Source organism: Streptomyces sp. NA04227 (assembly GCF_013364195.1).
Lineage (GTDB): Bacteria > Actinomycetota > Actinomycetes > Streptomycetales > Streptomycetaceae > Streptomyces.
Genome location: NZ_CP054918.1, coordinates 1194603 through 1220876, shown reverse-complemented (window position 1 = coordinate 1220876; position 26274 = coordinate 1194603). Strand labels below are relative to the sequence as shown.

Here is a 26274-nt window from a genome sequence, read left to right as displayed (position 1 = left end):
GGGCGGGGCGGGGGCGGACCTCAGGAGGCCGCGGCCCCTTCCAGTACCGGGCCCTTCGCCGGACGCGGCACGTCAGGCGCGGCGCCGGGACGCTCGCGCAGGGCGAGCATCACCCGCAGGATGCCGACCCACACCAGGCACGAGCCCAGCATGTGCGCGCCGACCAGGATCTCGGGGAGGTCGGTGAAGTACTGCACATACCCGATGACGCCCTGGGCGAGCAGGATCACGAAGAACGCGAGGGTACGGTTCAGCGGGCCCTTCGGCGCGTCCACGGCCTTCAGCACGAACCAGAGAACGACGGTCAGGACGACCACGGCCCAGGCGAGCCCCGCGTGCACCTTGGTGACCGGGTCCGCCCAGGCCTGCGGCATCCGCTCCACCTCGCTGGAGTCGCCCGCGTGCGGACCGGTTCCGGTGACCACGGTGCCCGCCGCGATCAGCAACCCCGTGAGCACGGTCAGCAGTCCGACGAGTCGTACCGCCACCTTGCCGACCAGCGGGCGCGGTGCCTCGTCGCCCTCGCCGGTGCGGTGCCACATCACCGCGGCGACCGCGATCAGGGCCGTGGTGAGCAGGAAGTGGGCGGCCACCGTGTACGGGTTGAGGCCCACCAGGACCACGATGCCGCCGAGCAGTGCGTTGCCCGTGACCAGCCAGAACTGGGTCCAGCCGAGCAGGACCAGCCCACGCCGCATCGGCTTCTGCGACCGGGCGGCGATGATCGCCCAGCCCACCGCGGCGCACAGCACGTACGTGAGCAGGCGGTTGCCGAACTCGATGACGCCGTGCAGGCCCATTTCCCTGGTCGTGGTGAGCGACTCCTCGGTGCAGCTCGGCCAGGTGGGGCAGCCGAGGCCGGAACCGGTCAGGCGTACGGCGCCGCCGGTGACCACGATGGCCACGGACATCAGGAGCGCGGCGAAAGCCGCGCGCCGCACGGTACGCGGCTGGGGCGTCCAGCGTTCGGCGATGAAGGCGAGCGGGCTGCGCAGGAGGGAGATCGCCTCCGCGCGGGTCAGTTTCGGCACGCGCACCATCGTAGGCGCCCGCTTGTGCACGGCTTCACGAGGGGTGGAATGCCGGGTTCTGTCCGGCGATGCGGGCGGGGCTCCGCACCCGGGGAGCGGCCGCTCACTCCCAGCGGAACAGGCGCCCCGCGGCGCCGAGTCCCAGTACCGCCCAGACCGCCAGGATGCCCAGCTCGCGCCACGGCATCCCGGCGCCGTCCTGGAGCACCGAACGCAGCCCGTCCGAGAGCGCGGAGATCGGCAGCAGTTCGAGTACGGAGCGGACGCCGTCCGGGAACTTGTCCAGCGGGACGATCACGCCGCCGCCCACAAGCAGCAGCAGGAAGACCAGGTTGGCCGCGGCGAGCGTCGCCTCCGCCTTGAGCGTCCCGGCCATCAGGAGCCCGAGCCCGGAGAAGGCGGCGGTGCCCGCGAGCAGCAGCAGGAACACCGCGAACGGACTGCCGTGCGGGGACCAGCCGAGCGCGAGCGCGATGACGGTGAGCAGGGCGACCTGGAGGACCTCGGTGACCAGTACGGACAGCGTCTTCGCGGTCATCAGGGCCCAGCGCGGGAGCGGTGAGCTGCCGAGCCGCTTGAGGACGCCGTACCGGCGCTCGAAGCCGGTGGCGATGGCCTGGCCGGTGAAGGCGGTCGACATGACGGCGAGGGCGAGCACGCCCGGGGCGAGGAAGTCGATGGACTCCTCGGCGCCGGTGTCCTTCACGTCGACGATGTCGACCGTGGCGAACAGCACCAGGAGCAGCGTCGGGATCACCACGGTCAGCAGCAGTTGCTCGCCGTTGCGCAGCAGCATCTTCGTCTCGAGGACGGCCTGCGCGGCGATCATGCGGGGCAGCGGGGCTGCGCCGGGCCGGGGCGCGAGACTCATGGCGGTTCGTGCGCTCATCCGCGCAGCTCCTTGCCGGTCAGTTCCAGGAAGACGTCCTCCAGTGAGTGCCGCTCGACCGAGATCCGGTCCGGCAGCACCCCGTGCTGTGCGCACCAGGTGGTCACGGTGGCGAGCAGTTGCGGGTCCACCTTGCCGCTGACCCGGTACGAGCCCGGGGTCAGCTCGACCGCCGCGGAGTCGGCGGGCAGCGCCATCAGCAGCGAGTTCACATCGAGTCCGGGGCGGCCGGTGAAGCGCAGGGTGTTCTCGGCGCCGCCCCTGCACAGCTCCTCGGGCGAGCCCTGGGCGATGACCTTGCCGGCGTCGATGATCGCGACGTCGTCGGCGAGCTCCTCGGCCTCGTCCATGGAGTGGGTGGTGAGGATCACGCCGACCCCGTCGGTGCGCAGATCGCGGACGAGGTCCCAGGTCGCGTGGCGGGCCTGCGGGTCGAGACCGGCGGTCGGCTCGTCGAGGAAGACCAGCTCGGGGCGGCCCACCACCGCCATGGCCAGGGCCAGGCGCTGCTGCTGGCCGCCGGAGAGCCGCCGGTAGGAGGTGCGCCCGCAGGAGCCGAGGCCCAGGCGTTCGATCAGGGCGTCCACGTCGAGCGGGTGCGCGTGCAGCTTGGAGATGTGGCGCAACATCTCCTCGGCGCGGGCGCCGGAGTAGACGCCGCCGGACTGGAGCATCACACCGATCCGCGGCCGCAGCTCGGCCGCCTGGCGCACCGGGTCGAGGCCGAGCACATAGGCGGCGCCCGCGTCCGGCCTGCGGTAGCCCTCGCAGATCTCGACGGTGGTGGTCTTGCCCGCGCCGTTGGGGCCGAGCACCGCGGTGACCCCCGGGCCGGCGTCCAGATCGAGGCCGTCGACGGCGGTCTTGGCTCCGTAGCGTTTCGCGAGGCCACGCAGATGGACTACGGGCTCGTCGTCACGACGGGCTACGGGCTCACTTCGCATGGCGCAGAGTCTAGGGAGCCGCGCGGGTGCGGCGGGCGCCGGGGCTCTGCCCGCGAGGGCGGCGCTGACCTGGTGATCCGGGCGCCCGCGCACGAGCGGCGTACGGTACATGCCTTGTCACTTAGGTGACCCTTAGTGATCGAAGCCACCAGGAGTGCCGTCCTGAGCGGCTTGTCCGCTCGTGCTGAATTACGCAACAATGGCGTTGTGAAAAAGGCTGGCGAGGCTCCCCGGGAGGAACTCGCGACCGGGGAGCGTCCTACGCGCAACCGTGTCGCGCGATCCATCCTGGACCACGGCCCGTCCACCGTGGCCGATCTGGCCGGGCGACTGCGCCTGACCCAGGCCGCGGTGCGCAGGCACCTGGACGCGCTCACGGCCGACGGCGTGGTCGAAGCCCGTGAGCAGCGTGTTTACGGTGCCCGCAGCCGGGGCCGACCGGCCCGGGTGTTCGCGCTCACCGACTGCGGACGGGACGCCTTCGACCAGTCCTACGACAAACTGGCGGCCGACGCGCTCGAATGGATCGCGCGCACCGGCGGCGACGAGGCCGTCGCCCGTTTCGCCCGCGAGCGCATCGAGGCACAGGCCGGTGCCTACCGCGCCGCGGTGGACGCGGCAGGGCCCGAGGAGCGCACCGAGGCGCTGGCAAAGGCGCTCAGCGTGGACGGGTACGCTGCTACGGCGCGTGACGCACCCGGTCGGCAGCAGGGCGAGCAGCTGTGCCAGCACCACTGCCCGGTCGCCCATGTCGCCGAGAAGTACCCCCAGCTGTGCGAGGCGGAGACCCAGTTCTTCTCCGAGGTGCTGGGGACCCACGTCCAGCGGCTGGCGACCATCGCCCACGGGGACGGCGTCTGCACGACGTACATCCCACGCGGGGATCAGGCTCCGCACAGCGTGAGCGACCCCGCGGGCGCCACGAACGAACAGAACCCATCAGCAAGCACGGCCGGGAGGAACCCCGCATGACACTCCCCACGGAGACTGCTCACCCCGAGCTCGAGGGCCTGGGCAAGTACGAGTACGGCTGGGCCGACTCCGACGAGGCCGGTGCGTCCGCCAAGCGCGGGCTGAACGAGGACGTCGTCCGGGATATCTCGAGCAAGAAGTCCGAGCCGGAGTGGATGACCAAGCTCCGCCTCAAGGGCCTGAGGCTCTTCGAGAAGAAGCCGATGCCCAACTGGGGCTCGGACCTGTCGGGCATCGACTTCGACAACATCAAGTACTTCGTGCGTTCCACGGAGAAGCAGGCGGAGTCCTGGGAGGACCTGCCCGAGGACATCAAGAACACCTACGACAAGCTCGGCATCCCGGAGGCGGAGAAGCAGCGCCTGGTCGCCGGTGTCGCTGCGCAGTACGAGTCCGAGGTCGTCTACCACCAGATCCGTGAGGACCTGGAGGAGCAGGGCGTCATCTTCCTGGACACCGACACCGCGCTGAAGGAGCACCCGGAGCTCTTCAAGGAGTACTTCGGCACCGTCATCCCGGTCGGTGACAACAAGTTCGCCTCGCTGAACTCGGCCGTGTGGTCCGGCGGCTCCTTCATCTACGTGCCGAAGGGCGTGCACGTCGAGATCCCGCTGCAGGCCTACTTCCGGATCAACACCGAGAACATGGGCCAGTTCGAGCGGACGCTGATCATCGTCGACGAGGACGCCTACGTCCACTACGTCGAGGGCTGCACCGCGCCGATCTACAAGTCGGACTCCCTGCACTCCGCGGTGGTCGAGATCATCGTGAAGAAGGGCGCCCGCTGCCGGTACACGACCATCCAGAACTGGTCGAACAACGTCTACAACCTGGTCACCAAGCGCGCCGTCGCCTACGAGGGCGCGACCATGGAGTGGGTCGACGGCAACATCGGCTCCAAGGTGACCATGAAGTACCCGGCCGTCTACCTGATGGGCGAGCACGCCAAGGGCGAGACCCTGTCGATCGCCTTCGCGGGCGAGGGCCAGCACCAGGACGCCGGCGCCAAGATGGTCCACATGGCACCCAACACCTCCTCGAACATCGTCTCCAAGTCGGTGGCCCGGGGCGGCGGCCGTACCTCCTACCGCGGTCTCATCGAGATCGGCGAGGGCGCGCCGGGAGCCAAGTCGAACGTGCTGTGCGACGCGCTGCTCGTCGACACCATCTCGCGCTCGGACACCTACCCCTACGTGGACGTCCGCGAGGACGACGTGTCCATGGGCCACGAGGCGACCGTCTCCAAGGTCTCCGAGGACCAGCTCTTCTACCTGATGAGCCGCGGTCTGTCGGAGTTCGAGGCCATGGCGATGATCGTGCGCGGCTTCGTCGAGCCGATCGCCAAGGAGCTGCCCATGGAGTACGCCCTTGAGCTCAACCGGCTGATCGAGCTGCAGATGGAGGGCTCGGTCGGCTAGGCACGCGAGCAGGCGGGCGTCCGTATCGGGACGATCAGGACGCCCGTACCTCTCGCGGCCGGGGCAGCACCGCACCACCGCTCCCCGCCACCGCCCGTGACCACCCCGCAGCAGGAACACCTTGACCGCAGGAAGAGAGCACAACGACAGCCATGGCTGAGGCTCAGAACTCCCCCGAGGACACTCGCACCGAGGTCCGTGGAGGAACCACACCGGTGGGCTCCACCACCGCCGGCTCGATCGCCGTCGCCGCCGAGTCGACCGTCGCCACGCGCATGAGCGCCCCGGCGTCCTACGACGTGGCCGACTTCCCGGTGCCGCACGGCCGCGAGGAGGAATGGCGGTTCACCCCGCTGGACCGCCTGCGGGGCCTGCACGACGGCAGCGCCGTGGCGAACGGCTCGGGGGTGCGCGTCGAGGTGTCCGCGCCCGAGGGTGTCGTGGTCGAGACGGTCGGGCGTCAGGACGCCCGCGTCGGCGCGGCCGGTACCCCCGTGGACCGCGTCGCCGCCCAGGCGTACTCCTCGTTCGAGAAGGCCTCGGTCGTCTCGGTGCCCAAGGAGACCGTGCTCACCGAGCCGATCCGGATCTCGGTGCACGGCCAGGGCGGGGTCGCCTTCGGCCACCAGGTCGTCGAGCTGGGCGCCTTCGCCGAGGCCGTGGTCATCCTCGATCACACCGGCGACGCGGTGCTCGCCGCCAACGTCGACTTCCTGCTCGGCGACGGCGCCAAGCTCACCGTGGTCAGCGTGCAGGACTGGGACGAGAAGGCCGTGCACGTCGCGCAGCACAACGCGCTCGTCGGCCGGGACGCCTCCTTCAAGTCGGTCGTGGTCACCTTCGGCGGCGACCTGGTCCGGCTGCACCCGCGGGTGCGCTACGCGGCCACCGGCGGCGAGTCCGAGCTGTTCGGCCTGTACTTCACCGACCGGGGCCAGCACCAGGAGCACCGCCTCCTGGTCGATCACAACACCCCGCACTGCAAGTCCAACGTCGTCTACAAGGGCGCGCTCCAGGGCGAGTCGGCGCACGCGGTGTGGATCGGCGACGTGCTCATCGAGGCCGCGGCCGAGGGCACCGACACCTACGAGATGAACCGCAACCTCGTCCTCACCGACGGCGCCCGGGTCGACTCGGTGCCGAACCTGGAGATCGAGACCGGTGAGATCGTCGGCGCCGGCCACGCCTCGGCGACCGGCCGCTTCGACGACGAGCAGCTGTTCTACCTGATGGCCCGCGGCATCCCGGAGAAGGAGGCCCGCCGTCTGGTGGTGCGCGGCTTCTTCGCCGAACTGGTCCAGCAGATCGGTGTCCCGGACATCGAGGAGCGGCTCCTCGCCAAGATCGAGGAGGAGCTCGAGGAGGCCGTGGCATGACGTTCGTCAAGGTCTGCGACCTCGCCGAGCTGGAGGAGGACACTCCGAAGCGGGTGGAGATCGAAGGCACTCCCGTCTCGGTGGTCCGCACCGAGGGCGAGGTGTTCGCGATCCACGACATCTGCTCGCACGCGAACGTCTCCCTGTCCGAGGGCGAGGTGGAGGACTGCCAGATCGAGTGCTGGCTGCACGGCTCCAGCTTCGACCTGCGCACCGGCAAGCCCTCGGGCCTGCCCGCGACGCGACCCGTACCCGTATACCCCGTAAAGATCGAAGGAGACGGCGAAGCAGCCGCTGTGCTCGTCTCCCTCTCCCAGGAGTCCTGAGGCACCCATGGCAACGCTTGAAATCCGAGACCTGCACGTCACCGTCGAGGCCGACAACGCCACGAAGGAGATCCTCAAGGGCGTCGACCTCACCGTGAAGCAGGGCGAGACGCACGCCATCATGGGCCCCAACGGCTCCGGCAAGTCGACGCTCGCCTACTCGCTCGCGGGTCACCCCAAGTACACGGTCACCGGCGGCACCGTCACCCTCGACGGCGAGGACGTCCTGGAGATGTCCGTCGACGAGCGCGCCCGCGCGGGCCTCTTCCTCGCCATGCAGTACCCGGTCGAGGTGCCCGGCGTCTCCGTGTCGAACTTCCTGCGCACCTCCGCCACCGCGATCCGCGGCGAGGCGCCCAAGCTGCGTACCTGGGTGAAGGAGGTCAAGGAGGCCATGCAGCGCCTCAACATGGACCCGGCCTTCGCCGAGCGCAACGTCAACGAGGGCTTCTCCGGCGGTGAGAAGAAGCGCCACGAGATCCTTCAGCTCGAACTGCTGAAGCCCAAGGTCGCCATCCTCGACGAGACCGACTCCGGCCTGGACGTCGACGCCCTGCGCGTGGTCTCCGAGGGCGTCAACCGGGTCCGTGAGGGCGGCGAGGTCGGCACCCTGCTGATCACCCACTACACGCGCATCCTGCGCTACATCAAGCCCGACTACGTCCACGTCTTCGCCGGCGGCAAGATCGTGGAGTCCGGCGGCGCCGAGCTCGCCGACAAGCTGGAGAACGAGGGCTACGAGGCATACGTGAAGGGAGGCGCATCCGCGTGACAACTGCCCGCCAGGGCCTGACCGGACTCCTCGACACCGAGGCGATCCGCAAGGACTTCCCGATCCTGGAGCGCGAGCTCCACGACGGCAAGAAACTCGTCTACCTGGACAACGCGGCGACCTCCCAGTCACCGCGCCAGGTCATCGACGTGCTGTCCGAGTACTACGAGCAGCACAACGCCAACGTCCACCGCGGTGTGCACGTACTCGCCGAAGAGGCCACGGCGCTCTACGAGGGCGCGCGCGACAAGGTCGCCCAGTTCATCAACGCGCCCAGCCGCAACGAGGTCGTCTTCACCAAGAACGCCTCCGAGGCGCTCAACCTCGTGGCCAACATGCTCGGCTGGGCCGACGAGCCCTACCGCGTCGACCACGAGACCGAAGTGGTCATCACGGAGATGGAGCACCACTCCAACATCGTTCCCTGGCAGCTGCTCTCGCAGCGCACGGGCGCGAAGCTGAAGTGGTTCGGACTGACCGACGACGGCCGCCTGGACCTCTCCAACATCGACGAGGTCATCACCGAGAAGACCAAGATCGTCTCGTTCGTCCTGGTCTCCAACATCCTCGGCACCCTCAACCCGGTCGAGCAGATCGTGCGCCGCGCCCAGGAGGTCGGCGCGCTCGTCCTCATCGACGCCTCGCAGGCCGCCCCGCACATGACGCTCGACGTGCAGGCGCTGCAGGCCGACTTCGTGGCCTTCACCGGCCACAAGATGTGCGGCCCGACCGGCATCGGCGTGCTCTGGGGCCGTCAGGAACTCCTGGAGGACCTGCCGCCCTTCCTCGGCGGCGGCGAGATGATCGAGACCGTCTCGATGAGCTCCTCGACGTACGCCCCCGCGCCGCACAAGTTCGAGGCGGGCACCCCGCCCATCGCACAGGCCGTGGGCCTGGGCGCCGCGGTGGACTACCTCACCTCGGTGGGCATGGACCGTATCGCCCAGCACGAGCACGCGCTGACCGAGTACGCCGTCCAGCGCCTCCAGGCCGTACCCGACCTGCGGATCATCGGCCCCACCACGGCCGAGGACCGCGGCGCCGCGATCTCCTTCACGCTCGGTGACATCCACCCGCACGACGTGGGCCAGGTCCTCGACGAGCAGGGCATCGCGGTACGGGTCGGTCACCACTGCGCCCGCCCGGTCTGCCTCCGGTACGGAATTCCCGCGACCACGCGAGCGTCGTTCTATCTGTACTCGACCCCGGCCGAGATCGACGCACTGGTCGACGGCCTGGAACACGTACGGAACTTCTTCGGATAGGACGTGACTGACCGGTGAAGCTGGATTCGATGTACCAGGACGTCATCCTGGACCACTACAAGCACCCGCACGGCCGGGGGCTCAGGGATGGCGACGCCGAGGTGCACCACGTCAACCCGACGTGTGGCGACGAGATCACCCTGCGTGTGAAGTACGCGGGAACCCGGATCGAGGACGTCAGCTACGAGGGCCAGGGCTGCTCCATCAGCCAGGCCAGCGCCTCGGTGCTGAACGAACTCCTGGTCGGCAAGGACCTCGACGAGGCACAGCGGATCCAGGCCGTTTTCCTCGAACTGATGCAGTCGAAGGGGCAGCTGGTACCCGACGACGCCATGGAGGAGATCCTGGAGGACGCGGTCGCGTTCGCCGGGGTGTCCAAGTACCCGGCCAGGGTGAAGTGCGCGCTGCTGAGCTGGATGGCGTGGAAGGACGCGACGGCCCAGGCACTCGAACAGGAGGCGAAGACCGCATGAGCGACGCAAGCCAGGTGGCGGAGGAAGCGGTGGCCACCCCCGTGGTGGGCAAGCCCGCCTCCGAGGAGGAGGTCCGTGAGGCCCTGTACGACGTCGTCGACCCCGAACTGGGCATCGACGTAGTCAACCTGGGCCTGATCTACGGCGTCCACATCGACGACTCCAACGTCGCGACCATCGACATGACCCTGACCTCGGCGGCCTGTCCGCTCACCGACGTGATCGAGGACCAGGCCAAGTCGGCGACCGAAGGCCTCGTCAACGAGCTCCGGATCAACTGGGTCTGGATGCCGCCGTGGGGCCCGGACAAGATCACCGATGACGGGCGGGAGCAGCTGCGGGCGTTGGGCTTCAACGTCTGAGAGCGGTCCGTCCCGTTCCACGCACGTCACGTGAGCCCCGGCCGGTATTCGGCCGGGGCTCACGGCGTTTTCCGCGGCCTGCCCGCCGGTCCGCTACTGGACGCCCGGGCCGCCGTCCTGTCCGATCAGGACGGAGCTGTTGTCGACGAGGTACGTCAGCCCGCCGGGCTCGTACATGGCGACGTCCGCCAGCTCACCGTCGATCCTCTTCCCGTCCACCACCAGGCTCGGCGTGCTCCGTACGCTGGACTTCTCGAACGCCTGCTGCGAACGGCGCACGAAATCCCGGTACTTCATGGTCCGCACGGCCGCGTCGAACTCCTTGCCGCGCAATCCCTTCACCTGCGAGGCGAGTTCGAGCAGCCGCGGGGCGGTGAAGGCGTTCTCCGGCTCCTCGGACTGCGCGGCGAACAACACCTCGCGGTACTCGGTGAACTTGCCCCGCTCGACGGCCGCGCGCAGGGCGTTCGCCGCCCGCTTCGACCCGTCGCCGTGCCGGTCGTCGAGGAAGGACGCCAGCGTGTACCGCGCCTGGGCCTTCCCGGCCTGGGCCAGCGTCGTCACCTCGGTCCCGTTGCCCTCGTTCTCGAACTGCCCGCAGGCCGGACAGCGCAGGTCCTCGTAGAGGTGCAGGCTGGTCGTCGCCTTGGGCCAGCCGACCACAATGGTGGTGCCGTCCACGGAGATACGCTCCGGCAGATCGTCGGGCTCCGCGTACTCCGGCGTCTTCACCGCCTTGGGCTCACTGCCCCCGGACCCGCCGCAGCCCGTCGTGACGAGCACGCAGGCAGCCAGTACGGCAGTGGTCAGCGCGATACGTCTTCGGCGCGTTCTTCCTCGCATGATGTCCCCTCCCCGGAACGGTGATCGATTCCGATCCGAACTGTATGAGCCCGGGATCTGGCGTCCGACATCACCCCCCGTGTTGGGGCGGTGACGCCGGTCCGGGGGTGCGGGGCGAGACTGGACCCATGTCCGCCAAGCGGTCCAGATCGCCGTGGAGGACTCCGGTACAGCCTCTTCGTCAGCTCGTGCCGAACCAGAACTCGATGGACATCGGCGGGACGGTGACGCTCAGTTCGGGGCCCGTGATGGGCGGGAGCGCCTTGTCGTTCGTGGACAGCCCGTACCGGCGGCCGTTGAAGGCCTGCGAGGTCTGGGTGTCGATGGTGTAGGTGAAGGGCTCCGTGGAGGACCGGTTGGTGAGGGCGAACACCGGCTTCCCCGCAGGAGTCTTCCAAGCCATGATGCGCTGGTCCTTCAGCCGCGTGGATTCGTCGACCATGTAGCGGACGGAGTCCCACGGCATGTACTTGACGAATCCGGCAACCGCGTTCCAGTTCATCGGGTTGAACTTCCAGTGCCCGACCGGGACGTCGGGGAAGCGGGTGAAGTCCTGGTCGTGAGGCGGGCGCCAGTAGCCGAGGGAGAAGCCGGGGGCCTCGGCGTTGGTGGTGGGTTTGAGGGCGTGGAGCCAGAACCAGGTCGGTGCGTCGTGGAACACCATCCAGTTCATGATGTGCTGGGCGGTGTTGACCGTCCGGTAGCTCGAGATTTCGTTGGTCATGTACTCGTACTCGTTGCAGAAGACCGGCTTGCCGAGAGCGCCGGAGGTGAAGTCGCCGCTGAACTGGAGGTCGCTGTTCTTATCCTCGTGGTGGAACGTCCAGGCGTCGACGTAACGCAGGGCATCCGCGTCCGCTTTGACCGCCTGTCCCCAGGGGCCGCGCCAGCCGTCCCAGCTGTTGGCGTGAATCATGGCGTGCGGATACTTCGCCTTGATCTTGGGCGCGATCGCCGCGAACGCCTGCCGGTACTGTTCGCCCGTAAACGTGCAGGCGGAGTAGGGGGCTCTCATGCCCGGTTCGTTCTGCAGACCCCACATGGAGATCGGCACACCTCGCGCGGCCAGGTAGTCCAGGTCGGCGATCATGGCATCGCCCAGCGCCGACAGCGCCGCTGGCTCGAACGAAGCGAGGCTGCCGTTGATGTAGGAGCCGTTGCTCTTCCAGCCGGGTGCGGGTGACCAGTACTCGACAGCGGCGCCCTCGATCCCGGCCTGCTGGATCATGTCGCCCAACAGGGCCGCCTGGCCGGGGTATCGGTCCTGCATGAACTTCTTGCTGGGATCGGTACCGCGAAAGTACAGGCCCATGGCGAGCCGACAGTACCGAAAGCCCCTGTCCGAGCGGCCGCCCTTGAGCATCTGCTGGTAGAAGCGGGTCCGCTCGCTTGCCGTCAGGTCGTACGGCACGCCGGTGACCGTGTCGGGCAGACCGTTGTTGCCGGAGCCGATCGAGTCGGACTGGATCTCGAACCCCAGGCCCAGGATGGTCTGCTGACGGGCCAGGTCGTAGCGGATGGCATAACTGCCGGAGGCCGCCTGGGCAGAGGAGAGGTTGACCATCGGCGACAACGCCGTGGTGGCTCCCGCGACGGCCGCACCGCGCAGGATCGATCTGCGGCTCGGGCCGTGCGAACTGTGCAAGGACATGGGTGGTTGTCTCCTTCTCCGTGCAGGGGATCACTGAAGTGCCGACACGCGCCGACCCGTGCCCACTGCCGGGACAACCGGTGGCAGCCGCAGGGTTGCGGCCGGCGGACCGGACGAGGGTGCGCCGCGTTTCCGGCGAACGCCGTCTGGGACCGAAAGGTATTCCATATACGAAATCTTGCCAAGGGTCGCGGCACAGGGTCGCGACGCAGGTTCTACTGGCCGACGAAAACTCCGTCATCGACACTGAGTTCGCCATCTGTGACGTCAAGTCGCTCGGCGAGGACGTCTCGATGAGGGTGTGGCAAAGGGGCAACCCCGCCTCGCGCGGGCCGCACCGCGGCTCCGGCTGGAGGCCGGGGCGATCGCCCGTCGGCTGATGACCGGTCCCGGCCTCCGGGGGCGTCAGCGTGGACAGGCCGAAGCGCGGCCTTCTGCCCGATGGCGGACCTGGGTGCTTGTCACGGGTTCGAGCGTCCGGCGACGGGCGAAGCGGGCTCGTACGGCGGGTTCACCGGCCCGTGGGCCATGGCCCAGGTGTCCGCACAAAACTGAGCAATGCCCCCGTTCCCAGCCACGGTTCCACCCCACAGCACTGCCACCCCGCCCCCTCGACCGCCCGGATCGCCTCGTCGACGCCGCGGGTCGTCCGGCGGGCGGCCTGTTTTCCGTAGCGTGGCGGGTTGAGGCGGAGTTCGACGGTGTGCAGCGTGTCGCCCGCGGCGCGGGCCTTGTGGGCGTCCCGGGTGAGGTTGTGAAGGCGGCGGCGTGCCGTGCCCGTCATGGGGTACCTCCGGGGGCTCTCGGGGGGCTGGAGGCGGGTCAGGTCCTCCCAGATGGCGTGGTCGGCGACGGCGCAGACCGCCGCGTCGCGGCCGGGCAGGCCGGTGGCCACTAAGGCGTGGTGGCCGTCGTAGCGCCGTGCCCAGGCGTTCCAGGCCTCGCCTCCGGCCTCGGCGCGGCCCACGACGGGGCCGTCCACCGTGCGAATGCGGAAGCTGCCCTCGCTCCAGCCGTGCAGCACGAGGCCGCGGCGGCTCAGTATCAGGGCAAGCTCCGGGGTCATGACGGGCTCCGCGAACCGGGCGCGCTGGGCGCGGGTAATTGCAGGGTTCATGGCGGTGCTGGTTCCGACCCCCGTGCGGAACCAGCACCGGCATGACCCCTGCGCTGGCTTGCCAACTCTGCGATGCGCCGATGCAATAGCGATGAAGTTCTGATGATCCAGTGATCCAGGCGGATCAGGGGGAAGTTGACGGTGGGCGCACAGGAGGACCTGCGGATCGCGCTGCTCGGTCCGGTGCAGGCCTGGCGGGCCGGTCGGGAGGTGGCGATCGGGCCGGGCCGCAGACAGGCGGTGCTGGCTGCCCTGGTGCTGCACGGCGGGCGGCCGGTCGGCAACGACCGGCTGATAGACGGCGTGTGGGGCGATCAGCCGCCGCCGACGGGCCACCGGGTGCTGCCGAGCTATGTGTACGCCCTGCGCAGAGCCCTGGACGAGCCGGGCGTCGGGCAGGAGGGCTCGGTGATCCGCAGTGGCCTCGGCGGCTACCGGTTCGCCGCCGCCGTCGGCCTCGACACCACCCGGCTCGACGAACTCGCCGCCGACACAGGGCGGTTGCTGCGTTCCGGCGACGCCTCGGGGGCCCTTGCCGCCGCCGAACAGGGGCTGAGTCTGTTCCGCGGCGAACCGCTCGCCGGGCTGCCCGGACCGTACGCCGCCGGGGAACGGCAGCGCCTGCTCATCGAGCGCGGCGCGCTGCGGCGAGGGCGGCTGGACTGTCTGATCCGGCTCGGCCGCGGCAGCGAAGCGCTCGCGGATCTGGCACAGGACACCGATCCGCTCGACGAGTCGGTGCTCGCGCTGAGGATCCGCGCGCTGTACGGCACCGGCCGCCAGGGAGAGGCCCTCGCCACGTACGAGGGGCTGCGGCAGCGGCTGCGCGAGGACCTGGGGACCGAACCCTCCCTCGCCCTGAGGGAGTTGCACGCGGCGGTACTCCGGCACGACGACACGGCGGTGCTCGGCGGTCCGGTCGCTCTCGAAGGCGCCGGGGCACCGGATGCGTCCGCAGCGAAGGCCGCCGATGGGGCGGGGGAGTCGGCGGCCGGAGGCGGGGCCGGGGCAAACCTCGGTGTCGGGGCTGCACCCGCGCACACGCCCGCCTCCACGCCCGCGCCCGGACCCACACCCGAGCCCCCACCCCCCGCCCACCCCGGCCTCCCGAGGACACAAGCCGGGTTCGTGACCCGCCGAGCGGTCAACGAACTCCCCGGAAACGCGGGCGGGTTGACCGGACGTGCCGCCGAGCTGGCCGTGCTGGCCACACCCGGGCCGGGCGACGCCGTCACCGTCGCGACGATCGACGGTCCCGCGGGCATGGGGAAGACCTCGCTCCTCGTGCACGCCGCGTGGACGCTGCGCCCGCGCTTTCCGGACGGCGCGCTCTACCTCGACCTTCGTACGCACCACTCGCCCGGCGGCGAACGGCCCGCCACCGAGCGGTTGCTCCAGCGGCTGGTCCGTACGCTCGGCATGGCGGACGCGGACGTTCCCGAGGACTTCGACGAGCTGGTCGCCGCCTGGCGTGACGCCACCAGCGGGCTGCGGCTGCTGCTCGTACTGGACGACGTGGGCAGTGCCGCACAGGTCCGGCCGCTGCTTCCGGCGGGCCCGGGCAGCCACGTACTGGTGGCCGGGCGGCAGCGACTCGCCGGTCTCGACGCGGACCGGCGGGTGACGCTGGAGGCCTTGCCCGCCGCCGAGGCGAGGGGCCTGCTGCGCCGCCTGATCGGCGAGGCGCGCGCCGATGCCGATCCGCAGGCGGTCGACGACCTGGCCCGGCTGTGCGGCGGTCTGCCGCTGGCCCTGCGGATCGCGGGCGCGCGATTGCAGCACCGGCCCTCCTGGTCGCCCGCGCACCTGGCCTCCCGGATGGCCCGCGACGAACGGCGCCTGACCGAACTGAGCGCCGGGGACCGCAGCGTGGAGGCCGCCTTCCGGATGTCCTACGAGCAGTTGGGCGAGACCCATCAGCGGGCGTTCCGGCTCATGGGGTACGCGCCGACGCCACAGTTCGACGTGTGGACACCGGCGGCGATGCTCGGGATGAGCGTCGACGACGCGGAGACGGTCCTGGAGGAGTTGTACGACGCGAGCCTGGTGCTCCAGCCCGGCCCGGGCCGCTACCGCCTGCACGACCTGGTGCGGGTGCACGCCCGGAACCTGGCCGACGCCGAACCCGCGGAGACCGCCCGGGCCCGCCGCGCCGTACTGGAGCTGTACACCGAGGCGGGCGAACTCTTCGGGGACGACGCCCGGGTGCCCGAGCGCGGCCCGTTCTGGTTCACCGACCGGCGGGACGCCGCGCGGTGGTTGAGCGAGGTGGGCGCGGACCTGCCCGACGTACCGGAGTTCGCCGCCGCGCACGGCGAGGACGCGCTCGCCGTGCGGCTGGGCCTCGCGCTGCAGGACTACCTCATGTACCGCGACCGGTTCGACGACAGCCGTACGGTGCTGACGACGGCACTGCGGGCCGCCGAGCGCATCGGCGATCCGCTGCCGCTCGGCGCCGTCAAGCTGTCCCTGGGGAAGCTGGACTATCTGCAGGGCTGGGTGGACCGGGGCAGCGCGTGGTTCCGGCAGGCACTCGACCTGGGTCATCAGAGCGGGGACGAGCGGACGGTGGCGTTCGCGCTGACCGGCCTCGGGGTGCAGGACGTGTGGCAGGGGCGGTTCGACGCGGCGGCGGCGGACGCCGAGAAGATGATCCCGGCGCTGGAGCGCGCGAACGACGCCTGGGGTGTGTCGGTGGCGCTGGAAGTACGGTCGACGAGCCGGCTCCTGCGACAGGACGTGAACGGCGCGCTGTCGGACGCCCGTGCCGCTCTCGCCGCCGCCGAGCGCAACGGCCGTCCGATGCCGGTGGCCCAGCGCCTGTTGACCCTCGCCGACACCTACGAGGCACTCGGTGAGCCGGGCGAGGCCCGGGCCGTGCTGCTGCGTGCCGAGAAACTGCTGCGGGAGATCGGCGAACCGCTGCTGCTGGCCGTGGCGTTGACCAGGCTGGGCACGGTCGCGGACGACCTCGCGGAGGCGGTCCGGCTGCACGGCCGGGCCCTCGCCGTACACGCGAGTATCTCGCCGCGCTCCGAGCCGCACCGCACCCGTCTGGAGGTGGACGTACGCCGCCGTCTGGGCTTCGCGTACGCGGCGGCGGGGGACCGGGTGCGGGCCCGGCAGGAGTTCGAGGCCGCGCTCGCCGTCCCGCGAGCGGCCGAACACCCCGATCTGTACGAGCAGTTGGAGGCCGCCCTGCGGGACCACGACACGGTGGCGGCGAGCCGGCTGGTCCCGTGGTGGACGCGACAGGTGCTGGGAGAGGAGGAGCAGGAGGGGAAGGAGGAGAAGGAAAGGCGGGAGGGACAGGAGTAGGAGGGGCCGGAGGACGGAGGAACAGGGTGCAGGGGCGGAGGAGGGCGTGAGGGACGCACAGGGTGACGCGGCGCCGAGGCCCGTTTGGTACACACGACGGCACCCGCGCCCCTGAGACCGCCCCGGCGGCGAATCCGGGCTCTCCTGGGGGAATCCCCCGATGCTTGCTTCCGCTGGCCGCCCGAAGCTTGCGGCATGACTTTCGAACCCGCCAAAACCTCCGCGCGCACCCCAACTCCCCGACCGTACAAGGGTGTTGAGCCGCAGTCGCCGCAGTCGCCGCGGCTTGTGACTTCGCGAGGTGTCCGGCCGTCCCGTAGGGCGCTGCTCGCCTCCGCCACCGGCGCCGTACTGGCCGTCTCCGCCGCGCCCGCCTCCGCGCGGGACCGAGCGCACCGCCATGAGCGACCGCTCCACAACCCGCCGACCGGCTCACCTTCCACCCCCTCGTCCACCCAGCCGGGCAGCGCCGTCCTGCCACCCCCGTCCCCGCGTGCCCTCCGGGCCGCCCTCGCGGACCTGACCCAACCCCGGTCCACCGGCGCTCAGTTACGGGTCAGCGGGTCGGCGGGCTGCTGGCAGGGCACCGTCGGCGTGGCCGACCTGCGGACCGGCCGTGCCGTCGGGCTCGACGACCGGGTGCGCGCGGGGAGTATCACCAAGCCCTTCGTGGCCACCGTGCTGCTTCAGCTCGCCGAGGAAGGGCGGCTGCGGCTGGACGTCCCGGTTCGTCAACTCCTGCCCGGGCTGCTGCCGTTGGACTTCGCCGCGATCACCGTGGCCCATCTGCTGAACCACACCAGCGGGCTGCCCGACCACCGGGGGCTTCCCGCGTGGCGGACGCCCGAGGAGGTGCTGCGACACCGGTACGACCGCTGGACGCCCCACCGGATCGTCGCCACGGTCACCGGCAGCCCGCTGAAGTTCGCCCCCGGCACCCGGCAGGAGTACCGCGGCATCAACTACGTGCTCGCGGCCCTGGTGATCGAGCGGCTCACCGGCCGACGCTACGGCGACGAGATCCGGCGCCGCCTGCTGCGCCCACTGGGGCTGCACCACACCCTGTTCCCCTCCAGCCACGGCAACGACCCACGCCTGCACGGCAGTTACGTACACGGCTATCTCGATCTGAAGGACGGTTCACGGGCGGACGTGAGCGAGTACGACATGTCCAGCTCCTGGGCCGACGGTGAGATCGTCTCCAGCACCGGGGACCTGGAACGCTTCCTCACCGCCCTGTTCTCCGGCGATCTGCTGCCCGCGCACCGGCTGGAGCGGATGTTCACCCTGCCGCCCGCCGAGGTGCGGATGCTCGACGGGAGCCCGGCCCGGTACAGCGACGGACTGCAGACGGCCACGGTGGCCGGGGTCACCTGGTGGGGCAAGACCGGTGAGACGTACGGCTACGCCAGTGCGATGTTCGCCACCCGCGACCAGCAACGCCGCCTGGTCTGGTCGTTCACACCCACCGAACTCGGCGCGGACCCGTCGCCGATGAGCCGCCGCATCGTCACCGCGGCCCTCGCGGGAGCCGCGGACGGTCCCACAGGTGACAGGAGCGGCGCCACCGGTCCCGGCGGCCCTCGACCTCGATGACTCCTGCGTGATTCCTGTGTGACCCCGTGACCCGGGCCCCTCCGATGCCGGTGGCACCGCCACGTACCCTCGCCTGCATGGGATACGCGCTGCTCGCGGGAGCCATAGCCGCGGAGGTCGCGGCCACCACGGCGATGAAGTACAGCGAGGGGTTCAGCAGGCTGTGGCCCTCGCTGGGCACGGTGCTGGGGTATGTGATCGCCTTCGCCCTGCTCGCACAGACGCTCAGGACGCTGAGCGTCGGCACCGCGTACGCGATCTGGTCCGGGACGGGTACGGCGGCCATCGCCACCATCGGGGCGCTGTTCCTGGGGGAGCCGATGACCGCCGTGAAGGCGCTGGGGATCGTGCTGATCATCGCGGGTGTGGTGGTCCTGAACGCGGCGGGCGGGGCGCACGCCTGACCGGAGCCCTCGGGCCGGGCCGCCGTGCCGTGCGGCCGCGGGTGTGCGGGCCGCGACCGCCCGGTGAGACCGGTTCGCCCATCGCGGCCCCGGCCGGTTAGGTTGCCCTCATGACCGACACCACTGCTCCTCGTACCACCGGCGCCGTCGCCGCGGGTCTGGCGACCCTCACCGCGGACGGCACCGTTCTCGACACCTGGTTCCCGGCGCCCGAGCTCGCCGAGTCGCCCGGCCCGGCCGGGACCGAGCGGCTGAGCACGGAGCGCGCCGTGGAGCTCCTCGGTGAGCGCGCCGCCCGCGCCGTCGGGACCGACGCCCGGCGCGGAGTCGAGACCGTCGCGGTCCGCACGGTCATCGCCTCCCTCGACGACAAGCCGCTCGACGCCCACGACGCCTACCTGCGGCTGCACCTGCTCAGCCACCGTCTGGTCAAGCCGCACGGGCAGAGCCTGGACGGCGTCTTCGGCCTGCTCACCAACGTCGCCTGGACCTCGCTCGGCCCGGTCGCCGTCGACGACCTGGAGAAGGTGCGCCTGAACGCCCGCGCCGAGGGCCTGCACCTCCAGGTGACCTCCGTGGACAAGTTCCCGCGGATGACGGACTACGTGGCGCCCAAGGGCGTCCGTATCGGCGACGCCGACCGGGTACGGCTCGGCGCCCACCTCGCCGAGGGCACCACGGTCATGCACGAGGGCTTCGTGAACTTCAACGCGGGCACCCTCGGCACCTCGATGGTCGAGGGCCGCATCTCGGCCGGTGTGGTCGTCGGCGACGGCTCCGACATCGGCGGTGGCGCCTCCACCATGGGCACCCTGTCCGGCGGCGGCAACGTCCGGATCACCATCGGCGAGCGCTGCCTGGTCGGCGCGGAGGCCGGGGTCGGCATCGCGCTCGGCGACGAGTGCGTGGTCGAGGCGGGCCTGTACGTCACGGCGGGCACCCGCATCACGATGCCCGACGGACAGGTCGTCAAGGCCCGCGAACTCTCCGGCGCCTCGAACATCCTCTTCCGCCGCAACTCGGTCACCGGCACGGTCGAGGCCCGCCCGAACAACGCGGTCTGGGGCGGGCTCAACGAGGTGCTGCACAGCCACAACTGACCACTGGCCGCCGTCCTCCGCCGCCGCCCTACAACTCCTGACCTGCTGCCGAGCGGCCGACAGGTCGGCATTAGTCAGTACCGAGTGTCCTCGCAGGCCGTCCTCGACGGCCTGCGAGGACACTCGTGCGTTGGTAGAGAACCGGTCGCTGCTGCGGAGCCGTCATATTCACGTATCGAGTCGCTGCATTCGTTCCGAGTACCGCATGGTTGTGACTGTAAACCCACTCAAGATCGATAGAGTGGTAGCGGCCCAGAGTCGGCAGGAGGATTGATGCAAACGGAAGCAGCATTCGGTGTGGGGTGCATTGTTCCAGAGGTCGTTGGCGCAAAAGATGTCGAAGAGTGGAAAAGTGGTGTTCACGCCACTCTGGAGGCGATTCCTGCAATAAGAGATCTCGAGCTTGAAAATATTTCAAGAGGGTTTGCGCCAAAATCGGGAATTACGCCATGGGGTGAGTCAAAAGAATTCACCCCGGAGGCCGGCGTGATGAAATTCAGGATCACGATTCCGAGTCGAGTGCAGTCAGGGCTTAGGGCGTCTCGGAAGGTGGGTGATACGGAGGACTTTATCGTCCGTACGTATTTTAATCACCGCCATCCTGTAACTTTCGTAATCTGCGATGGGGCTGACGCATCTCTCCGAACTCCATCCATGTCGCTGGTTGTAGTCAGAGAGTTCCTGAAACGGGAAATAGGAAAGCTTCAGGGTGATCAAACCCGAATCCGGAAGCTGGGGCCGTCGCCGTTTCATGGAAATTTCTACCTGGCTGCCGGGAGTCAGGGTGAACAGCTGGTCGACGGAATTTCGGTAGATGTGAAGGAGCGTCCGGGCTACCATGACTTCAGATTCTGCTACGAACAGGGCTCCACATCCTTAGGGAATGCGCTCGAGTTTGTTTTCGCTTGGCTGATTCCAGAAATTTCGGCGTTCTACCGCGTAAAAATTGATAGCGCGAAGAGGATGAAGCGCGCCACGTCTACCGTCGGGCTTGCTGAAGGTCTGGCGGATACTTATGCGCAGCGCGGAGTGATTGCCTACTTTAGGCGTGTATTTCGGAACAAGCGCGACTTGCTGGGGCTCAGGCTTTCCCTGCTTCAGGCGAAGTTGACCGCAGTGAATGAACTCAGGGCAGATGAGGATCTCATTTCTAGTGTTTACGCTGATCGCTCTGTTCGAATCATCCACCCCTACACGCATAAGGGATTATCTGAGACTTTCGAAGCCGAACTGGAAACCGCTGAGAAGACACTGGATATTCTCGAGTCGCAACACACACAGGAAGTGCAGAGGGTGACAACCTTTTGCGCCTCGCTCCTCGGTGTCGTAGTGGGAGCACTGTTGACGGCATGGCTCCGCCGGTAGCTGTAAAGTGTTGCAGCTTGGTGGGAGTGGCACTGCCTGAAGCTGCTTCTAATGCGACTGATTATGGTTTATTGCGTTGATTCTTTGCCTTCTTGATCAGCGATACCGAAATGCCATAAGTAACCCATCATGTTACGGACGGTACAAGTTTAGCTCGGCGATGATCGGGGCACTTAGCCTGCCGCTCGACGGGTAGGCCACAGATAGAGATCGTCGACGTTGAGGAAGCTCGCGGCTTCGAGAGGTGTTCTCGGTGCGTACGAGCCCCTCGTATTCGCCGAGGTCCCGCGAAACAATGCCCCCGTGAACCCCACCGTCGCCGTAGCCCTGATCACCGCGCTGTCCACGCTGGCGGCGGCCGGGCTCGCCGCCCTGGTGTCCGCCCGGACGACCGCGCGGCAGCTCCGGCACCAGGCGGCACTCGCACGCGAGGAGCGTGCGGAGCAGCGCGCGGCTGCCCGCCGGGAGGCCCGGGGCCTGGCCTACGAGCAGTTCCTCGGCCGGGTGGACGCCGCCTACCGCGTCCTGGACGAGGGCTGGACGGCCCGCCCGTTCGCCGAACCCCTGCCCTGGCAGGCGGGGTTCACCGCGCGGCGTGCCGTCGACGAGGCCTTGATCCGGGTTCAGCTCACGGGGCCGGAGGAGGTGGCCGGGGCCGGGCGTGCGGTCGTACGCGGACTGGCCGAGGAGTTCCGTACGCATGCCGGGGCGGTGGGTGAACGGGCGACGTTCGGCGCGGGTGACCAGCGCGAGAGTGGCCATGAAGTCCCGCTCAGCGCCGTCGAGTTGGCGCCCGACGCCCGCTCCGCCGCGCTGCGTGTGCGGTTCGCCACCAGCCGACGCTTCGTGGCCGCCGCCCGGGCCGCACTCGACGGCGACGGCGACGGTACGGACGGTCCGGAATCCGCCGCACTCGCGGGCGGGGAGAACGGCCCGCCCGGCCCGTCCGCCGAGGGTGAGGACGCCCCGCGTGAGGACCGACCACACCGAGCACAGTGAAGTCCTGCCACGACGAGGTCCTGCCACGACAACGCGAGTGGCCCGCGTCCGGGCGGACGCGGGCCACGTTCCTATGCGAGCGTGCAAGTCCCCTCGGCTACAGGGGAGTTCACGGCTTGAAGCGCAGCACCTGCGGGTCGTGGTCGCTGTTCTGCTCGGCGAACTCGGCGTTGATGTGCACGCTGTCGTACGAGAAGCCGCGGTCGCGGACGGCGGGGCTGACCAGGATCTGGTCGAGCACCTGGCTGTTGCCCTGGTAGACGTAGGAGTAACGGGCCTTCTTCGGCAGGGACTTGATCGCCGAGTACAGCGCGCGGTCGTCCTCCAGGAGGCGGGTGGTCGCGGAGAACTCGAAGTCGTTGATGTCGCCGAGGGTGATCACCCGGGCGTTCTTCTGGACCGAGAGCAGGTCCTTGACGAAGGAGTTGACCTCGCGGGCCTGCTGGTGGCGCTGCTCCTCGGAGCCGCGGACCGGCGGCTGGAACTGCGAGTGCAGGGCCTGGTCGCCGCCCTTGGAGGCGAAGTGGTTGGCGATCACGAAGACCGTGCGGCCGCGGAAGACGAACTCGCCGGCCAGCGGCTTGCGGCTGTTCTTCCAGGCGTCGGCGTCGGGGCTGATACGGCCCGGGGAGGCGCTGAGCGCGGCCTTGCCGTCCCCGTTCTCGCGGACCTCGACGGCGTCCGTGGCGGTGCCGCCGGGGCGGTCGGTGAAGGAGACCCGGTCCGGGTTGAACAGGAAGACCTGGCGGATGTTGCCGCCGGGCTCACCGCCGTCCGCCTTGTCGACCGGGTCGATGGAGCGCCACTCGTAGCGCGGGCCGCCCTGGGCCTCGATCGCCGCGGTGAACTTCTCCAGCGTCGCGTCGGCGGCGACCGTGCCGTCGTTCTTGGCGCCGTTGTTGTCCTGGATCTCCTCCAGGGCCAGCACGTCCGGCGCGGCGAGATTGCGCACCACGGCCTCGGCGAGGCGGTCGAACTTCGACTGCGGGTCGGTCGGGTCGAGGTTCTCCACGTTGTACGTGGCGACCGCGAGCTGGTCCCGCTGCTGGGGGCGGGTGCTCTCGCGCTTCAGGCCGCCCTTCTCGACGGCGCCGAGGCTGCGCGCGGTCAGCGTGTAACCGCCGAACTGCGAGTAGTCCAGGGGGCCTTCGGTCCGTCCGGCCAGGGTGTCGCCGACATCGGCCTTGGGGAAGGCCTGGTCGGCGGCGGGTATCAGGGACTGGATCTGGAGCCGTCCGCCGTTCTGCGCGGAGTAACCGTTGTACAGGGAGCCGCCGCGCTCGGTGGGGCGCTCCTTCGGCTTCACGGTGACCCACAGCTCGTAGTGGGCGTCGGTGGCGGTGATCACCCGGGAGGTGCCGATGCGGACGTTCATGCCTTCGAGGGACTCGTAGCGGTCCAGCGCGTAGGTGTCCGGGCGCAGCGGCAGGCCGTTGACCGAGCCGTCCTCGCCCTCGCCCTCGGGGGAGTAGGCGTCCGGAACGCTCTCGGCGTCGAGGAGTTCGGCCTCGGGCAGCTCGTTGTCCGAGGACTCCACGGTGACGGTCGGCTCGGTGATCTCGGTCAGCGACTGGTTCCCGCTGTTCGCGCCGCCGGGCACGTACTCGGTGACGGTGCCGTCGACCAGCACCTTGTCGCCCACGGCGACCTGGGGCGCCGAGCTGGTGAAGACGAAGACGCCCTCACTGGTGGCCTCGTCGCCGTCGCCCTCGGTGTCCTGGATCCAAAAGCCCTTGGAGCCGTAGGTGCGGACGCCGGTGACGACGCCGGGGACGTCGGTCACCTGCTGACCGGCCAGCGGGGAGGTGCGGGTCTCGCCCTGGACGTCGTGGACGCGGACCTCGTCGGCGGAGGCGGGCGAGGAGAGCACCACGGCGCCGGTCGCGGTGCTGACGGCGGCGACGGTGAGCGCGGCGAGGCGCCAAGTGGTCTTGCTGGGCAAGGGAATCCCTCCGGGGACGGGGAGTGCGCCGGACGGGCTGGACGGTGGAGCGCAAAGCCGTGTGCCGCTGTGCGGGCCACTGCTGGAGCGGGGCGCGGAGTCCTAGACCGGCGTTCGATTTCTACGCGCGTCAATCTCGTGCGCATCCGCACCTGTTGTCAAGGTTGGCCGGGTGTACGCAGGCCAAAGACCGTATGAACCGGGTTACTTGGGCACCTCGGGCGAAAGGGGGCGAGGGGTTCGGGGAGCCCGTTCGGCCGGCCCGGGCGGACGTGGCGGGCGACGGTCCCCTTCGGCCACAACGGCCGGGTCCGGCCACTGGCCGCCGAGCTGACGCCGGAACCGCCGCGCACCCTCTACGCTGGTTCGTCGACGCTTACGCCGGAGGAGATCCATCCGATGCCAGACAGTGCCCCCCTGCCGCCGGTGCGGCTGCGCCCCGAGGCGGAACTCGCGCGGGACGCGCTCGCCGCGCCGCTCCTCACGCGTGCGGTACGGCTGGCCCGGTGGGCGGACGCCGACACCCGGGTGGGTGCGGGCGGCGAGCTCGTCGACGAGCAACTGGAGGCGGCGGCCGACGCGCTGGGGCTCGCCGGGGACGAGGACGGCCCCGCCTACGCCAGTGAGGCCTGGCGGGTCGCCGTCGACTGCGAACTGGTGGAGATCACCGACGAGGAGGAGGGCACCGTCACCCGGGGCGCCGAACTCGACCGGCTCCTGTCCGGCTCCCCGCAGGACGTCCTCCAGTTGTGGCTGACCGCGCTGGAGACCGTGCTCGCCGACGCCGGTGTGCCCGAACTGGACGGGCTCCTGGGCGCCCTGGACGGCGAGGGCACCCTCGACCTGGACCAGGTGGACTGGGACCCCGAGGCCGAGGCGGACTTCCTCGACGGCGTCCTCGGCAACCTGTACCTGCTCACCGTCGGCGAGGACTCCACCGCCCAGCCGGCTCCCGTACCGCTGCCCGCGCTCGCCGCCTCGATGCTGGTCCCCGACGACATGGAGCAGCCCACCGACGAGGTCCTCGAAGAGGTCTCCCGCGCCATGGTGCGGCTGGACGACCAGTTCCGGCTCATCGAGCCGATCGGCCTGGTCGACTTCCAGCCGGTGGACGAGGCGCTGCTGGCCGAGGAGGACGAGCAGACGGCGCCCGCCCCGGTCGACGACTCCGACGTCACCCGGTACGGGATGGTCCGGCTCACCCCGCTCGGTCTGTACGGGATGCGGGCGCGGCTGGCCGAGGCCGGAATCGCGGCGCCGGTGGTCGGCGAACTGTCCGGCAAGGGCGCCGACGCACTGCTCGACGGCACCTCCGGATATCCGCAGTCCGCCGCCCAGAGCGAGATCGAGCAGTGGCTCGGCAACCGCGAAACCCTGGCCGCCGCACGGGAGTTGCTGGCCGCCGCGCGCGGCGGCGACGAGGGTGCCCCGCTGCGCAGGCTGCGCTGTCAGCAGGCCCTGTCGCTGGTCGACACCTCCGCCGAGCCCGCCCTGCGGGAGGTCCTGGACGACGCCGAGCTCGGCGGTCTGGCCCGGGTGTGGCTGGCCGAGCACGGGGCCCGGGACGTGCCCCCGCCCTCGGAGTCGATGATCTTCTGGCTGACCGTGGACACCCTGGCCGCGCAGCTCGCCGCCGAGGGCAACTCCCCCGAGCTCCAGTCCCTGGTGGAGGGCCTGGCCCAGCAGCACAGCGGCTTCTTCGAGTCCGCCTGGCGGGTGGACCACCCGGCCACGGCCGCGGTCCTGGAGGCCATGGGGCGCCTGCACCCCGACAAGAGGGTGGCCAAGGAGGCCCGCAAGGCCGCGTTCAAGGCCCGTTCGCAGAAGGGCAGTTGAGGCGGGACGGGGGCTCGGGCCGCTGAGCTCCCGGTGAGCGGTGGGGGGATTTCGGGGCCGGTGCACGGGTGAGCCGCGCGTCGTACTCCTGGCGGCGCGGCGGCGGTCGCGGCCCAGATGCCGGTAAGGAGATCCGCCCGCTTCGGCCCTCGTTCAACTGCTGTCCATGTACGGGCGGAACCGTGTGGCCGAAACCCGGGTCCCCCGCGCACTCCTGAGGCGCGCAGGTCCGCGGGCCGGGGTTTCGGGTCCGGTCCTCGGTCATCGAAGGTCAC

General features: G+C 69.9%; 22 protein-coding genes. 15 read left to right on the top strand and 7 right to left on the bottom strand.

Features of this window, described 5'->3' with window-relative positions; translation table 11 throughout:
• Positions 1 to 20: 20 nt before the first annotated feature.
• From HUT18_RS05000 to HUT18_RS04990, 3 genes are all read right to left on the bottom strand, one after another.
• Complete coding sequence (locus tag HUT18_RS05000; protein ID WP_176098167.1) at positions 21 to 1040, bottom strand: heme A synthase; 1020 nt, start codon at positions 1038 to 1040, stop codon at positions 21 to 23.
• Between the two features lie 94 nt (positions 1041 to 1134).
• Entirely contained in the window at positions 1135 to 1920 is a 786-nt protein-coding gene (locus HUT18_RS04995; RefSeq protein WP_176098166.1) for an ABC transporter permease, read from the bottom strand.
• Positions 1917 to 2864, bottom strand: a complete 948-nt coding sequence (locus tag HUT18_RS04990; protein ID WP_176098164.1) for an ABC transporter ATP-binding protein — start codon at positions 2862 to 2864, stop codon at positions 1917 to 1919. Before HUT18_RS04990 ends, HUT18_RS04995 begins: the two co-directional genes overlap by 4 nt.
• 207 nt (positions 2865 to 3071) lie before the next feature.
• Between HUT18_RS04990 and HUT18_RS04985 the strand changes: the two genes are divergently transcribed.
• The 8 genes from HUT18_RS04985 to HUT18_RS04950 all read left to right on the top strand — a co-directional run bounded on the left by HUT18_RS04985 (position 3072) and on the right by HUT18_RS04950 (position 9828).
• On the top strand, positions 3072 to 3836 hold the full coding sequence (locus tag HUT18_RS04985) for a metalloregulator ArsR/SmtB family transcription factor (RefSeq protein WP_176098163.1): 765 nt from the start codon (positions 3072 to 3074) through the stop codon (positions 3834 to 3836).
• Positions 3833 to 5254, top strand: a complete 1422-nt coding sequence (gene sufB, locus HUT18_RS04980) for a Fe-S cluster assembly protein SufB (protein WP_176098161.1) — start codon at positions 3833 to 3835, stop codon at positions 5252 to 5254. Before HUT18_RS04985 ends, sufB begins: the two co-directional genes overlap by 4 nt.
• A 152-nt stretch (positions 5255 to 5406) precedes the next feature.
• The gene (gene sufD, locus HUT18_RS04975; protein ID WP_176098159.1) at positions 5407 to 6630 is read left to right on the top strand and encodes a Fe-S cluster assembly protein SufD; all 1224 of its coding nucleotides are present in this window, start codon (positions 5407 to 5409) and stop codon (positions 6628 to 6630) included.
• Positions 6627 to 6956 carry a non-heme iron oxygenase ferredoxin subunit gene (locus HUT18_RS04970; protein WP_176098157.1) on the top strand — a complete coding sequence of 110 codons (330 nt, stop codon included), beginning with the start codon at positions 6627 to 6629 and terminating at the stop codon, positions 6954 to 6956. Before sufD ends, HUT18_RS04970 begins: the two co-directional genes overlap by 4 nt.
• A gap of 7 nt (positions 6957 to 6963) precedes the next feature.
• Entirely contained in the window at positions 6964 to 7728 is a 765-nt protein-coding gene (sufC, locus tag HUT18_RS04965; RefSeq protein WP_176098155.1) for a Fe-S cluster assembly ATPase SufC, read from the top strand.
• Positions 7725 to 8993 (top strand): cysteine desulfurase, encoded by a 1269-nt coding sequence (locus HUT18_RS04960; RefSeq protein ID WP_176098153.1) that lies wholly within the window; start codon positions 7725 to 7727, stop codon positions 8991 to 8993. Before sufC ends, HUT18_RS04960 begins: the two co-directional genes overlap by 4 nt.
• A 14-nt stretch (positions 8994 to 9007) precedes the next feature.
• Positions 9008 to 9466: a Fe-S cluster assembly sulfur transfer protein SufU gene (sufU, locus tag HUT18_RS04955; RefSeq protein WP_176098151.1), complete on the top strand. Its 459-nt coding sequence runs from the start codon at positions 9008 to 9010 to the stop codon at positions 9464 to 9466.
• Entirely contained in the window at positions 9463 to 9828 is a 366-nt protein-coding gene (locus HUT18_RS04950) for a metal-sulfur cluster assembly factor (RefSeq protein WP_176098149.1), read from the top strand. Before sufU ends, HUT18_RS04950 begins: the two co-directional genes overlap by 4 nt.
• A 93-nt stretch (positions 9829 to 9921) precedes the next feature.
• Here the strand turns inward: HUT18_RS04950 and HUT18_RS04945 are convergent, their stop codons facing one another.
• The 3 genes from HUT18_RS04945 to HUT18_RS04935 form a co-directional block, all read right to left on the bottom strand.
• Positions 9922 to 10671 carry a thioredoxin domain-containing protein gene (locus HUT18_RS04945; protein WP_176098148.1) on the bottom strand — a complete coding sequence of 250 codons (750 nt, stop codon included), beginning with the start codon at positions 10669 to 10671 and terminating at the stop codon, positions 9922 to 9924.
• A gap of 181 nt (positions 10672 to 10852) precedes the next feature.
• On the bottom strand, positions 10853 to 12322 hold the full coding sequence (locus HUT18_RS04940) for a hypothetical protein (protein WP_176098146.1): 1470 nt from the start codon (positions 12320 to 12322) through the stop codon (positions 10853 to 10855).
• A 511-nt stretch (positions 12323 to 12833) separates the two neighbouring features.
• Positions 12834 to 13439, bottom strand: coding sequence for a hypothetical protein (locus HUT18_RS04935; RefSeq protein WP_176098144.1), 606 nt, complete (start codon positions 13437 to 13439; stop codon positions 12834 to 12836).
• Between the two features lie 141 nt (positions 13440 to 13580).
• On the opposite strand from HUT18_RS04935, the gene HUT18_RS34130 reads away from it, so the two are divergent.
• The 6 genes from HUT18_RS34130 to HUT18_RS04905 all read left to right on the top strand — a co-directional run bounded on the left by HUT18_RS34130 (position 13581) and on the right by HUT18_RS04905 (position 22221).
• The gene (locus HUT18_RS34130) at positions 13581 to 16757 is read left to right on the top strand and encodes a BTAD domain-containing putative transcriptional regulator (protein WP_176098142.1); all 3177 of its coding nucleotides are present in this window, start codon (positions 13581 to 13583) and stop codon (positions 16755 to 16757) included.
• 195 nt (positions 16758 to 16952) lie between these two features.
• Positions 16953 to 18353 carry a serine hydrolase gene (locus HUT18_RS04925; RefSeq protein ID WP_176098140.1) on the top strand — a complete coding sequence of 467 codons (1401 nt, stop codon included), beginning with the start codon at positions 16953 to 16955 and terminating at the stop codon, positions 18351 to 18353.
• A gap of 77 nt (positions 18354 to 18430) precedes the next feature.
• Positions 18431 to 18757, top strand: coding sequence for a multidrug efflux SMR transporter (locus HUT18_RS04920; protein WP_176098138.1), 327 nt, complete (start codon positions 18431 to 18433; stop codon positions 18755 to 18757).
• A 110-nt stretch (positions 18758 to 18867) separates the two neighbouring features.
• Positions 18868 to 19857 (top strand): 2,3,4,5-tetrahydropyridine-2,6-dicarboxylate N-succinyltransferase, encoded by a 990-nt coding sequence (gene dapD, locus HUT18_RS04915; RefSeq protein ID WP_176098136.1) that lies wholly within the window; start codon positions 18868 to 18870, stop codon positions 19855 to 19857.
• A 273-nt stretch (positions 19858 to 20130) separates the two neighbouring features.
• Positions 20131 to 21222: a hypothetical protein gene (locus HUT18_RS04910; protein WP_176098134.1), complete on the top strand. Its 1092-nt coding sequence runs from the start codon at positions 20131 to 20133 to the stop codon at positions 21220 to 21222.
• Positions 21223 to 21525: 303 nt separating this feature from the next.
• Positions 21526 to 22221 (top strand): hypothetical protein, encoded by a 696-nt coding sequence (locus tag HUT18_RS04905; RefSeq protein WP_176098132.1) that lies wholly within the window; start codon positions 21526 to 21528, stop codon positions 22219 to 22221.
• 109 nt (positions 22222 to 22330) lie between these two features.
• On the opposite strand, the gene HUT18_RS04900 is transcribed toward HUT18_RS04905, so the two are convergent.
• On the bottom strand, positions 22331 to 24163 hold the full coding sequence (locus HUT18_RS04900; RefSeq protein WP_176098130.1) for an endonuclease/exonuclease/phosphatase family protein: 1833 nt from the start codon (positions 24161 to 24163) through the stop codon (positions 22331 to 22333).
• A gap of 399 nt (positions 24164 to 24562) precedes the next feature.
• On the opposite strand from HUT18_RS04900, the gene HUT18_RS04895 reads away from it, so the two are divergent.
• Positions 24563 to 25999 carry a hypothetical protein gene (locus tag HUT18_RS04895; protein ID WP_176098128.1) on the top strand — a complete coding sequence of 479 codons (1437 nt, stop codon included), beginning with the start codon at positions 24563 to 24565 and terminating at the stop codon, positions 25997 to 25999.
• Positions 26000 to 26274 lie beyond the last annotated feature (275 nt).

What these genes read in the sequence shown, in the direction of transcription:
- HUT18_RS04935 (WP_176098144.1), bottom strand. Translation starts at nt 13,439, where the DNA reads ATGAACCCTGCAATTACCCGCGCCCAGCGCGCCCGGTTCGCGGAGCCC.
- HUT18_RS04990 (WP_176098164.1), bottom strand. Translation starts at nt 2,864, where the DNA reads ATGCGAAGTGAGCCCGTAGCCCGTCGTGACGACGAGCCCGTAGTCCAT.
- HUT18_RS04910 (WP_176098134.1), top strand. Translation starts at nt 20,131, where the DNA reads ATGCAAACGGAAGCAGCATTCGGTGTGGGGTGCATTGTTCCAGAGGTC.
- HUT18_RS04940 (WP_176098146.1), bottom strand. Translation starts at nt 12,322, where the DNA reads ATGTCCTTGCACAGTTCGCACGGCCCGAGCCGCAGATCGATCCTGCGC.
- sufD (WP_176098159.1), top strand. Translation starts at nt 5,407, where the DNA reads ATGGCTGAGGCTCAGAACTCCCCCGAGGACACTCGCACCGAGGTCCGT.
- HUT18_RS04925 (WP_176098140.1), top strand. Translation starts at nt 16,953, where the DNA reads ATGACTTTCGAACCCGCCAAAACCTCCGCGCGCACCCCAACTCCCCGA.
- HUT18_RS04970 (WP_176098157.1), top strand. Translation starts at nt 6,627, where the DNA reads ATGACGTTCGTCAAGGTCTGCGACCTCGCCGAGCTGGAGGAGGACACT.
- sufC (WP_176098155.1), top strand. Translation starts at nt 6,964, where the DNA reads ATGGCAACGCTTGAAATCCGAGACCTGCACGTCACCGTCGAGGCCGAC.
- HUT18_RS04895 (WP_176098128.1), top strand. Translation starts at nt 24,563, where the DNA reads ATGCCAGACAGTGCCCCCCTGCCGCCGGTGCGGCTGCGCCCCGAGGCG.
- HUT18_RS04995 (WP_176098166.1), bottom strand. Translation starts at nt 1,920, where the DNA reads ATGAGCGCACGAACCGCCATGAGTCTCGCGCCCCGGCCCGGCGCAGCC.
- HUT18_RS04945 (WP_176098148.1), bottom strand. Translation starts at nt 10,671, where the DNA reads ATGCGAGGAAGAACGCGCCGAAGACGTATCGCGCTGACCACTGCCGTA.
- HUT18_RS04920 (WP_176098138.1), top strand. Translation starts at nt 18,431, where the DNA reads ATGGGATACGCGCTGCTCGCGGGAGCCATAGCCGCGGAGGTCGCGGCC.
- HUT18_RS05000 (WP_176098167.1), bottom strand. Translation starts at nt 1,040, where the DNA reads ATGGTGCGCGTGCCGAAACTGACCCGCGCGGAGGCGATCTCCCTCCTG.
- sufB (WP_176098161.1), top strand. Translation starts at nt 3,833, where the DNA reads ATGACACTCCCCACGGAGACTGCTCACCCCGAGCTCGAGGGCCTGGGC.
- dapD (WP_176098136.1), top strand. Translation starts at nt 18,868, where the DNA reads ATGACCGACACCACTGCTCCTCGTACCACCGGCGCCGTCGCCGCGGGT.
- HUT18_RS04950 (WP_176098149.1), top strand. Translation starts at nt 9,463, where the DNA reads ATGAGCGACGCAAGCCAGGTGGCGGAGGAAGCGGTGGCCACCCCCGTG.